Genomic DNA, 11,827 nt, shown 5'->3' with positions numbered 1-11,827 from the left:
TGGTCCTGGGAAGGGACTATTCCTTAGGAGATAAAAAATTGTCGTAAACTTGAATTTATGGCATAGTTTCAGCTATTATTAGATTACCGTTAATTAAAACTTATGGCTAAGGAAAATATACTTCTTATTGAAGATGATTTGACCTACTCCAAAATCATCAAAAACTTCCTTGAGAAGCATCAGTACACCGTTACTACGACCACAAAGATCAAGGATGCCTTCGCCCAACTGGAAAAACAGCCCTGTGACTTGGTAATAACTGACTACAGACTTCCTGATGGCACAGGCATGGAAGTATTAGAAAGTATAATCAAAGAATACAAAAACACCAGGGTAATACTAATCACCAATTATTCCGATATCCGGACAGCCGTAAAATCGATGAAATTGGGAGCTTTCGAATACATTACCAAGCCGGTCAACCCTGACGAGCTTTTGGCCACTGTAAAAGAAGCGCTAAAATCAGATCCTGCGCAGAGCTATGCCTCGCAGGAACAATCGTCTAACGCCACATCGGACGGTCCATCACAATCAAGAAACCATCCTAAAACCAACAACCAATACGTGGTTGGAAAAAGCCCTGAGGCTACCCAACTTGAACAGTACATTTCACTGGTTGCTCCTACTGAAATGAGTGTGGTTGTACTTGGTGAAAGTGGTACGGGAAAAGAATACATTTCAAAAAGGATTCATGAAAAATCCAATAGAAAAGACGGGCCCTTTGTGGCCATTGACTGTGGGGCATTGTCAAAAGAATTGGCCGGCAGTGAACTCTTCGGCCATGTGAAAGGAGCCTTTACTGGTGCCATGGACAATAAAACAGGGCATTTTGAAATGGCCAATGGCGGAACCATCTTCCTGGATGAAATAGGAAATCTCAGCTATGAGGTCCAAATAAAATTGCTCAGGGCAATCCAAGAACGGAAAATCAGGAAAATCGGTGGTACCAAGGACATTCCCGTGGATGTCAGAATTATTGTGGCAACCAATGAAGACCTCGGACAAGCAGCCAAATCCGGAGACTTTAGGGAGGATCTCTATCACCGCCTCAATGAATTCAGTCTCAAATCAAGCCCTTTAAGAGACCGAAAAGCAGACCTTTTCCATTATGCCGAAATCTTCTTACAGGACGCCAACGAGTCCCTTGATAAAGAGGTGGAAGGTTTTAGCGAGGAAGTAATGACCATCTTCCAAAACTACAACTGGCCCGGCAATTTAAGGGAATTGAAGAATGTCATTAAAAGAGCTGTGCTGTTGAGCAATGATGGTCAAATTCAAAAAGAAGCCCTGCCTGTAGATCTCCTGCTACCTGAAGACCCTTCATCCATGGCCCAAGGGGCTACTGACCTGAAATCTTCCTTTGAAATCCAGGAAAAGGCCATGATCATCAAAACCCTTAACGAAGTAAAACACAACAAATCTAGAGCGGCAAAAATCCTCAAAATAGATAGGAAAACCCTCTATAATAAAATTGAAAAATATGGCATAGAGTGACGTCACTGCCTATCCTACTTTCTTTAAAAGCTGATAATCTTCAAGGATTCTATCCAAGACCTGAAGAGTATCAGCTTTTATTTTTCTCACCACTTCATCAGTATGAGAAATATTCCCTTCTTTAAGATCATATTCCAATCCCCTGGCCAATGTCCCTGTTTTAATTTTAAGTTGCCCTAACCTACTCCCTAACTTATGGGACACCTCCAACAGCTGCTCCAGGTCACCTGACTTACTGGCTAGACCTAGGTCTACCAAATCTTGGGAGGTAGTGGCGCAAAAATCAGTCAACACATCTTTTAGCATCTCTTCATCATTCATACAGAACTTCCTCAGGTCAGAGGTATCATAGCATTCCTCGTTGATGTCTGCGCTATACACAGGCGGTGTTATTCCCAAACTTTCTTTGGCTTCTAACTTGAGGACTCTTCCTATTTCCTGCAAAAGCTGCTCTTCTTTAAACGGCTTCAACACGATGGAATCGAAACCTGCTTCAGAAATCTTATCGGTTTCTTTGGCAAACACATTGGCCGTAATGGCCACTGCAGGTACATCTTTATATAAATCCCTTTGCTTTAAAATCCTAAGCACATCATATCCACTCACCTCCGGCATCTGAATATCAATCAGCATAATATCAAATGACTTTTCCTCAAATTCTTCCTTGACTTTAATTCCCCCCAGATAATCTGTCACCTCGGCTCCATTACTTTCTAAGAGCAGCTTGGCAAACTTAAGCCCCACGGAGTCATCATCCACCAATAAAACCTTCAAATGGGAAATATCCACGTAGGTACCAACCTCTTCAACCGCCTCATACTGAGCTTCAATCATTTTTGCCGGTATCTTGATACTGACAGTTGTTCCTTCCCCTTTTGTCGAATCCAGCAGCACTTCCCCTTTTTGGAGATCCAGCATCCGCTTGACAATTGCCAATCCCAAACCCGTTCCGCCGTACCGTCTGTTTATGGAACCGTCTCCCTGGTTAAATTCTTGGAAAACATTTTCCTTAAATTCATCTGTCATCCCAATTCCTGTATCCTCTACCTTCATCAGCAGAAAGCCCTTTTCATCATAGCCAATGGAGACTTCCACCTTACCTTTCTCTGTAAACTTAAGGGCATTGCTGATAAGGTTATTCAGGATTTGACTGATTCTAAGTTCATCTCCCTCCAGCCATTTATCCCTTGGCAAATCAAGCTTCCAGTTGAAATCAATTCGTTTTTCGGCAGCCTTTAGCTCAAAGGAGCTTTTGATGGACATGAAAAGTTTATGGGGATCAAAAGGGATGTTTTCAATGGCTATTTTCCCTGCTTCCAGTTTGGACAGGTCCAGGATATCATTAACAATGCCCGAGAGGGTTTCTGCAGCAAATCCCACCATGTTTACATAATCCTCCTGGTCAGGGCTCATTTTGGTTTTCTTAATGGCTGCATTGTAGCCCTGTATAGTGTGCAGAGGATTCCTGATCTCATGGCTCATATTGGCCAAAAAATTCTGTTTGGCTTTTGCCAGTTTATCCGATCTTTCCTTGGCTTTCTCCAGCTCGTCCCGATAATTCGCCTCCTTGTTGATTTCCGTAAGGATACTATAAATAAAAGCCGAGGAACCTACTACACCTACAAAAATCAGCACTCCCAGAAGTATTGAGACATCAAATGCCAGATCATAAAGGGAACTGTTCTTTTCCTGCACTTCCTTCAATGCATCCTTTTGGAGAATAGATATCACCGACTGAATCTCGGCTATCAGTGCTTTGTTCTTTTGATTGAGCTCACCTTCCAAATCCGCTAACTTCGATCTAAGCTCTTTCTCTTGATAATTGATATCCAAAAGAATACTTTTAAAGGTATATAAAACGGAATCTACATCAGTCTTGAACGCCTTATTGAGTGTATCCTTGGGATCCAACTGAGGTCTAAACTGCTGAAAGGCATCTTTGAGGTTCTCCATTTCGGCCGCCGTCATCAAATTTGCGTTCCGCGCATTTTCTTCAGAGATCACTTTCTTGGGCCCATTAAAGCCTGTATTGGGTCTGTTGGTTCTTCTAATCTTATGATCAAACCTAATCCTACCCAGGCTTTGTAAGCGGTTGATTTCCTCCTGCCGTTTGATTTTGGTTTCCAGGTTCTTTAATGCCTCTCTACTAAAATTTCGATTGATCAGGTTTTCCTTGACGTCCCTGAGACCATTATAGACGACTACCAGCTCATTGATATTAAAATTGATCTGCTTGAGATGACGCTGCTCTGCTGTATCGTTGGCATATTGCTCCAAGTAGTTCAGGCGTCCCTCTATAAGATCGAGGTAATTTTCCGCCACGGTAGAATCTCCTTCTGGATTAAAGTTGCCTTTCACCTTGTCCAGTTGGTATACATCAGCAAGCAGGGCATTGAGCTGCTGTATCCTTTCACTGGGTTCGGAAAGGCTTTCTACTGTATTGAGCAGCTTATCTAAACTAAAATAGGTAACAGCACTCACACTGAGCACCAAAAATATCGCCAATAAAAAACCTATAATTACTTTCTGCCTTGCTTTTCTGGTCGTCTTCCGTTTCTTCACAATGTTCTGATTTTCAGCAAATATCGCCACAAAAACAATACCAGCAAAATTTCAGTCTATCCCTCCACCAGTGCTCCTTTGGTCACTTCTTCAAAAACACAATAAGACACATAGAATGACAATGGAATGGTAAACAGAACACCAACAAAAAGCAAAGCCCCCAGAATATTCAATACAACCAGGAACAATAGTAGGACAAAAAACTTCCACCATTTCACTGTCACCAGCCTCCTGCTGAATTCCAGCGAATCCCAAAAATCCAACCCGGCAAAAATATTCAGTAAGATAGCAAAGGAATAGGCCACCAAAAGGTAAATCCCCGGTACAACAAACAGGACCAAACCTATGGAAACCAACACCTGACCTATCAACCAAATCAGGATAATAGGAATATAATATTGGAAGCCCTTAAAAAAATCTGGATAGATAATTTCCTCCCCCGACTTTAATTTGTTCGCCACAAAATAAAACCCTGAAAAAAGCGGCCCCGCCAAGAAGATACTGTAAAGAAGCGCATACTCTCTCAAGTACAAAATAAATAGCATTTGCAATGAAACGATAAAACCTGTGTAGCCGACAGACAACAATGGCTTTAGGGTAAATAACTCCCACCCTTTTTTGAATGCCTCCCTCACGTCAAAATCATAACCTGTGGAAATAAGGCGTACAATACTGTTTTTATCCATAAATCTCAATAATGTTGTAGAGTGAAATGGTTCTTTATCAGGTCAAACAACTTAACAAGTAACCAAATCACTGATCAACAGATAATCCTACCGGAAAATTTACCCAGTAACTTTTTACTTAGTGATAGCCCCCAAAATATCATGCTTGGTGATAATATGGATTTGGTGCAGGTCATCCCTTACCAAAACCGCTTTTTCCTTATCCACCATGGAAGAAAGCACGTCCAAGGTACTGTCCATGGCTACAAATTTCATGGAGTCCTCCATTACCTCTTCTACATTGGCATCTTTTAGGTCAGGATTCACGATGATTTTACTCAAAAGTTTATTGTCCGTAATACTTCCTATCACATGTCCGTTCTCCATCACGGGTATTTGAGACACACTTTTGGCATTCATCAGTTCTATGGCATTTTTCACCTTGTCGCCTTTATGGGCAACTACCAGCTCATAATTACCGTTTCTGCTTCCAATGATATCCCTTGCCGTTCCAAAAGTCACGTCTTCCAAAAAGCCGTGATTTCTCATCCAGTCGTCATTGTAGACTTTTCCGAGATAACGGGTTCCATGGTCGGGCAAGATAATCACCATGGTATCATCTTCTTTTAAATGTTCTTTTGCATATTCCAAGGCTCCATGTACTGCAGATCCACAGGACCAGCCAATAAACAAGCCCTCCTCTCTTGACAGCCTTCTGGTCATGACAGCAGCATCTTTATCCGTTACCTTCACGAAGTGATCTATCACTGAAAAGTCAACGTTTTTGGGCAGAATATCTTCACCGATTCCTTCAGTGAGATAAGGATATATTTCATTTTCATCAAACACCCCGGTCTCCTTATATTTCTTAAAAACAGAACCATAGGTATCTATACCCACGGAGACTATTTGAGAATTTTGCTCTTTGAGGTACTTGGCCGTACCGGTCATGGTCCCCCCTGTCCCCACTCCTGCAGCAATATGGGTGATCTTACCTGCTGTATCCTCCCAGATTTCAGGGCCTGTAGTTTCATAGTGGGCCTGCCAATTGGAAAGGTTATCGTACTGGTTGGGGTAAAAGGAATTGGGTATATCCCTGTTTAATTTTTTGGCCACAGAGTAATACGACCTGGGATCATCGGGTGCCACGTTTGTTGGACAAACGATCACCTCTGCCCCCATTGCCTTGAGCACATCGATTTTTTCTTTGGACTGTTTATCGGCCATTGTAAAAATGCATTTATAGCCTTTGGCAATGGCTACCAAAGCAAGCCCCATCCCTGTATTTCCGCTGGTACCTTCTATTATCGTCCCTCCTGGCTGCAGGACACCTGCCTTTTCAGCATCCTCCACCATCTTGATCGCCATTCTATCCTTTACAGAATTTCCCGGGTTGAAATACTCTACTTTGACAAGGACTTGTCCTTTAATGCCTCTGGTCAGTTTATTCAGCTTCACCAATGGCGTATTTCCTATGGTTTCTATAATAGAATTGTATATCATGACTTATTGGGTTATGTATCGCAATTTACAAATATTTTTTACTCGTGACAGCCCCTTGCCCACTTACAATAAAGTAACAATATCCAAACTCAAATCCTTCCTAAACCAAAGAAAAAAGGAACGGCCAGCAAAAACTAACCGTTCCTTTTCATGTATATGATTAACAATGGATGAGCTTAGCCAGGTTAACCAAATGGCCCGTAGCCGATTAACCTATTATTCTATTCAACCATCGGCCTACTCCACATCCGGCATCGAGAAAGCGCCACTTTAAGCTTGAATAATGTCCAGCAATTAATTTTTGTTTATTTACCTCCAGCTAATAAATAAAGTACAGCCATTCTGATGGCCACTCCGTTTTCCACCTGGTTCAGGATAATGGAATGTTCACTATCGGCCACATCTGAATTCAATTCCACTCCTCGGTTGATCGGGCCTGGGTGCATGATCACGATCTCTTTGTCGAGCTGATCCAACAACTTCTTGTCCACGCCATAGTAAAGAGAATACTCCCTTAAGGAAGGGAAATATTTTATCTGTTGCCGCTCCAACTGAATCCTAAGGATATTAGCAACATCACACCATTGCAAGGCCTTTTTTACATCATATTCCACTTTTACTCCTAGGCTGGCGATGTATTTTGGCAATAGGGTAACCGGCCCACATACCATCACTTCCGCCCCTAATTTTTGAAGGCAGAAAATATTGGAAAGGGCCACCCTGGAATGGAGGATATCACCTATGATTGCCACCTTTTTTCCGGCTACGTCCCCTAGCTTTTCCCTAATTGAAAAAGCATCCAAGAGTGCTTGGGTAGGATGTTCATGTGTACCGTCTCCGGCATTGACAATATTGGCATCGATATTTTGGGAGAGAAAATGCGGTGCTCCAGGACTGCTGTGCCGCATAACGACCATGTCCACCTTCATCGAAAGGATGTTGTTTACAGTGTCCACCAAGGTTTCCCCCTTCTTCACTGAACTGGTGCTGGATGAAAAGTTCACAACGTCGGCCGAAAGTCTTTTCTCGGCCAATTCAAACGAAAGCTTCGTCCTGGTGGAATTTTCAAAAAAAACGTTCGCAATGGTAATGTCCCTGAGAGAAGGCACCTTCTTGATAGGGCGATTGATAACATCCTTAAAATTGTCCGCAGTCTCGAAAATCAACTGGATATCATCCGCAGTAATTCCTTTGATACCCAATAAATGTTTGGTACTTAGCTGTTGCATCCTTAGCTTTTAACTTCTTTTTCTGTTATCCAAATCGCATCCTCCGCAAATCCCTGGTTTTCCCACTCAACACTTACATATTGACTCTCCAGCGTATTTACCTGCCGCCCACAATAATCCGGTTTAATCGGATAGTCCCGGGTATATTTCCGGTCTATCAACACCATCAGCTCCACCTTTTTGGGCCTCCCAAAAGCAATCATGGCATCCATGGCTGCCCTGGCAGAACGCCCCTTGAACAACACATCGTCAACCAAAACCACCTTCTTGTTTTCAATCAAAAAATTGATTTTTGTCTCATTGGCTTTTAGAGGGATGTCCCTTCTTCTGAAGTCATCCCGGTGAAAAGTGGCATCCAGATAACCGGACAGCACCTCCACTCCACTAATTTCCTTGAGTCTCTTTACTATTCGGTCCATCACCAGTGGCCCTCTGGGCTGCAGCCCCAACAAAACAGTATCCTTAAAATCATCGTGATTTTCGATCAACTGATGACAAAACCGATCTAAAGTAATGGCAATTTGCTTTTGGTCTAAGACGAGTCTTTTTTGCATAGCTGTGATTTGAGCACAAATATAAAAATAAATTAGAATCAGCCTTTGCTCCTAGAGATTATATAATGGAAGTTGTATCTTCATCACCATGCCTGTCAAGCTGCATTCATAGAAACCGCTTGTAAATCCACTATTCCAAAATTGGCAATTCGGATTCATAAGCCCTGATCTTGGTCATAAAAAATACCTCTCGGGTATCCTGCTTTCCTTCTTCGTCCAAAAACCTGACCTTTTGCTTTCCTGTGAGCAAGAAATAATCATCATACCACCACCGCAGCGACAGGCTTTCATCTTGGTTTTCCTTTATCCTTTCCTCTTCATTGATCAAAGCCAGTTCAATCTCTTCATTTGACTGCACTATCTCCCCGTCCATAATATGGCTAAACCTCAATTTGTCTTCCTCCAGATAAAGATAAAACAAGCTTTGCCCATCGAAGCTAACCTCTCCAAATTTCCCTGGATCCAAAGTGGTAATGTCTTCCAATGACAGGGAATTGTCCCAAACCATATTCCCTTCTTGATCCAACAACACAAATTGGGCCGCCATAAACTTATATTCATTACTCTGGATGGGGCCTGACATGCCCGAGTAATAATAGGGGTATCCGCTGGCAATTACCCGGTTCCTCATGCTCAATGGGGCATAACGGTAAAAATCACTGGAATACATCAAATCCCTGGGACTGAACCTACCTGAACTGATCATGTAATAATCATTGTACACCAAAAAATAATCGTTTCCGGTCACCACTTCCCTGGTCACCAGGGTATTCGGAATCGTGATATTCTTCTCTTTTTCTACTGCCCTCTCCAGCAAGCGTTCTCTGCGTTCTCTTTGCCTTTCCGGCAGATAGTTGTAAAAATTCTTAAAATCCTCCAGGCCATAGTAAGCATTCCTATATTCGCCAAATTCGTTGATCTTAGAAAGATAAATCCCTTTGTTAGGCTCCCTTCGCCGCTCCCCATATGGCCCGATCAATACCTGCTTATACTCTTGTATAGGTGTGAGCACCCCTTCTACTATTTCCAGGTTACGTCGCTCGTCCGGCTCCACTTTCACCTCCCGCAATTTGTTCCCCTCTGTATCGAACGTAAGTATGCCCACAGACCTTTGTTTAAATCGGTCCCTTTTGCTCAAGAGTACATCGAAGATCTTCAACTGGGCATCTTTGCGGATCTGCAGGATACTGACCTCATTCTGATAGACCCCCTGCACGGTAATGATATTTTTCGTCTCAGTATCAAAAACCTGTATAACGGGCCTGTAATCCATCGTACCCATGATTACGGCCTTCTTGTCCATCACCAAAAACTCCTGTAGTTCCATATCCAGGACATTTTCCATCTCAACCGTCCGAAGACGCTGGCTGCCTATTTCTATTTCATAGACAATCTTTTCCGATGAAAATGACTCCCCCTTCTGAAAAAGCAGGTACAGCAGCTCCCCGTCCAAATCAAAACCTGCCAAATTAAAAAAATCTTCTACGGGAAACTCAAACACCTCAGAAGCATTCAACTGCCTGTCCGTAGTAAAATACTGCATTCGTTGCTGGGCCCCGAAGCCTCTTTCCGACTTGGTACGAAAGGAAATGGTCCCTTCTTCTGTGGGTAAAACGATATAATCATGGTCATCCCATTCCGTAGGAACCTCTACCCTTTGGACAAACTGTACCTGGGCTGATGCCACCAGAAAAGCACTGTAAAAAACAAAAAATAATACCAGTATTTTCTTCCTTTGTGACCTCATATTTCTATCTTAAATCTTTCATTTAAGATAAGAGATATGATTTTATTTTAAAACTTTTATTCCTGACATTTGTAAAGACCAAAAACCCACAACAGTAGAAAGCTTTGGACAATAAAAACATCACCAAAATACTCAAGCTGACCTCACAGCTAATGGAATTGCACGAGGAAAATGCCTTCAAAATAAGAAGCTATACCTCCGCCATTTATTCCATCGACCAAGGGAATATTAGCCTGGAAAGACTCAGCAAAGAAGAACTTCAAAACATCAACGGCATCGGTAAAAGTATTGCCGAAGTCATCACCCAACTGCAGGAAACGGGCACCCATCAATACCTTGACGAACTTTTGGAAAAAACCCCCAAGGGACTTTTAGAAGTATTGGAGATCAAAGGTCTCGGCCCTAAAAAGATCAAAGTTCTCTGGAAAGAGCTGGACATCACTTCTGTACATGAACTGCAGGAAGCCTGCCAAGCAGGGAAAGTGGCGGGCATTAAAGGTTTTGGTGCCAAAACACAAGAAAGTATCCTTTTGGCCCTGGAGTTTATGGCCTCAAACAAAGGAAAATGGCACTATGCCGATATTGAAAAAGAGGTGGAAGCCTTACAGGAACAGCTGGATCAACTTTTTGGTGAACACAAAACACAGGTCACCGGTGACTACGCCCGAAACATCGAAATCATCGAAAAAGTAACCTGGATAATCAGCACTGCCCAGCGTGAAGAGGACTTAAAAAAGCTGCATCAAATTTCGTCTCTCGAACAGCACAAAAAAACTTCCAGTCCTTTTACCTGGAGAGGAAAATTAAAAGAAAAGGAGTTGGAGGTGGAGTTTTATGCGGCGCCCCCTTCGAGTTTTGTGAACGAACAGTTGCTCAAAACCCCGAGCAAGACACACCTCTTGTCGGCTCTTGATGAGCATCAGACCTTGGGGAGTTTCTTTAAATCGAAGAGTTTTGAATCCCAAGAAGCGGCCTACAAAGAAGCCGGTCTGGAATATATTGCCCCCGAACTACGGGAAGGCCACTTTGAAATTGCATTGGCCAAAGAAAATAAACTCCCGAAACTGCTGGAACAAAGTGACCTAAAAGGGATCCTGCATAACCACTCTACCTACAGCGATGGCAAGCATACCTTGAAAGAAATGGCCACCTTCTGCCAGGAACTGGGCTATGAATATTTAGGCATTTCCGATCACAGCAGAACAGCTTCCTATGCGGGCGGGCTGGACATCGAAAAAGTGGCGTTACAGCAAGAGGAAATCAAGGAGCTGAACAAAGAGCTGGCCCCATTCAAGATTTTCAGCGGTATTGAAAGCGACATCTTATTGGATGGAAGTTTGGATTACCCGGAGGAGACCTTGGCTACTTTTGATTTTATAGTGGCCTCCATTCACAGCAGCCTGAACATGACGCGCAAAAAAGCTACCGACAGGTTGATAAAAGCCATTGAAAACCCTTACACCACTATATTGGGACATCCTACTGGGCGGCTATTATTGAGAAGGGAAGGCTACCCCATCGACCACAGGGCAATCATAGACGCATGTGCGGACCATCAAGTGGTCATCGAAATCAATGCCAACCCCTGGCGATTAGACCTTGACTGGCGTTGGGTACATTATGCGCTCGAAAAAGGCGTAAAACTCTCCATCAATCCGGATGCCCATGAAAAAAACGGCTATTTCCATATGAAGTATGGGGTTTTGGTAGGAAGAAAAGGAGGACTGACCAAAGAAATGACCCTAAACGCCATGTCCTTGTCTGAAATAACCCCTTACTTTGAGGATAGAAAAGCTAAAATAACATCAAAATAATGAATCCAGCAGACAAAGATCCGGGCAAGGTTTTGCAGCGGTCTTTTATCATAGGAATAATCGGCATCTTACTTTGTCTGATACCGATGTTCAACCACGTAAAGCCTTTTGCCAAACCTGACAAAATCTTTTTTTTAAATGGTTTTGGTTTGGGAGCTCAACTGCTTGCGCTCAGTATGGCAGTACTGGTCATGAGAAAAAGAAAAATCCCCCATGAAATCAAAGAGAAGGCCAAAAGAATGATCATTGTACTTGGAGC

The 11,827-nt window shown here is 42.8% G+C and carries 9 protein-coding genes; 3 read left to right on the top strand and 6 right to left on the bottom strand.

All coding sequences use genetic code 11. From position 1 onward, the window contains the following. Positions 1-102 precede the first annotated feature (102 nt). The gene (locus tag ACYVAA_RS20630; RefSeq protein ID WP_460545454.1) at positions 103-1,494 is read left to right on the top strand and encodes a sigma-54-dependent transcriptional regulator; all 1,392 of its coding nucleotides are present in this window, start codon (positions 103-105) and stop codon (positions 1,492-1,494) included. Positions 1,495-1,503: 9 nt separating this feature from the next. On the opposite strand, the gene ACYVAA_RS20625 is transcribed toward ACYVAA_RS20630, so the two are convergent. From ACYVAA_RS20625 to ACYVAA_RS20600, 6 genes are all read right to left on the bottom strand, one after another. Further along, positions 1,504-4,056, bottom strand: a complete 2,553-nt coding sequence (locus ACYVAA_RS20625; protein ID WP_460545452.1) for a hybrid sensor histidine kinase/response regulator — start codon at positions 4,054-4,056, stop codon at positions 1,504-1,506. Between the two features lie 56 nt (positions 4,057-4,112). Then, positions 4,113-4,742, bottom strand: a complete 630-nt coding sequence (locus ACYVAA_RS20620) for a DUF2189 domain-containing protein (RefSeq protein WP_460545449.1) — start codon at positions 4,740-4,742, stop codon at positions 4,113-4,115. Between the two features lie 114 nt (positions 4,743-4,856). After that, positions 4,857-6,224, bottom strand: a complete 1,368-nt coding sequence (locus tag ACYVAA_RS20615) for a cystathionine beta-synthase (protein WP_460545447.1) — start codon at positions 6,222-6,224, stop codon at positions 4,857-4,859. Between the two features lie 305 nt (positions 6,225-6,529). Further along, positions 6,530-7,453, bottom strand: coding sequence for an aspartate/ornithine carbamoyltransferase family protein (locus tag ACYVAA_RS20610; RefSeq protein ID WP_460545444.1), 924 nt, complete (start codon positions 7,451-7,453; stop codon positions 6,530-6,532). Between the two features lie 2 nt (positions 7,454-7,455). Beyond that, on the bottom strand, positions 7,456-8,007 hold the full coding sequence (gene pyrR, locus ACYVAA_RS20605; protein ID WP_460545442.1) for a bifunctional pyr operon transcriptional regulator/uracil phosphoribosyltransferase PyrR: 552 nt from the start codon (positions 8,005-8,007) through the stop codon (positions 7,456-7,458). A gap of 130 nt (positions 8,008-8,137) precedes the next feature. Continuing rightward, positions 8,138-9,754 (bottom strand): transcriptional regulator, encoded by a 1,617-nt coding sequence (locus ACYVAA_RS20600; RefSeq protein WP_460545440.1) that lies wholly within the window; start codon positions 9,752-9,754, stop codon positions 8,138-8,140. 104 nt (positions 9,755-9,858) lie between these two features. Between ACYVAA_RS20600 and polX the strand changes: the two genes are divergently transcribed. Then, on the top strand, positions 9,859-11,568 hold the full coding sequence (gene polX, locus ACYVAA_RS20595; RefSeq protein WP_460545438.1) for a DNA polymerase/3'-5' exonuclease PolX: 1,710 nt from the start codon (positions 9,859-9,861) through the stop codon (positions 11,566-11,568). Then, on the top strand, positions 11,568-11,827 hold a 260-nt coding region (locus ACYVAA_RS20590; RefSeq protein WP_460545436.1), incomplete at its 3' end, for a hypothetical protein. The genes polX and ACYVAA_RS20590, both read left to right, overlap by 1 nt.

Source organism: Echinicola sediminis, from assembly GCF_054777495.1.
This window is presented reverse-complemented; position numbering and strand designations above follow the sequence as displayed.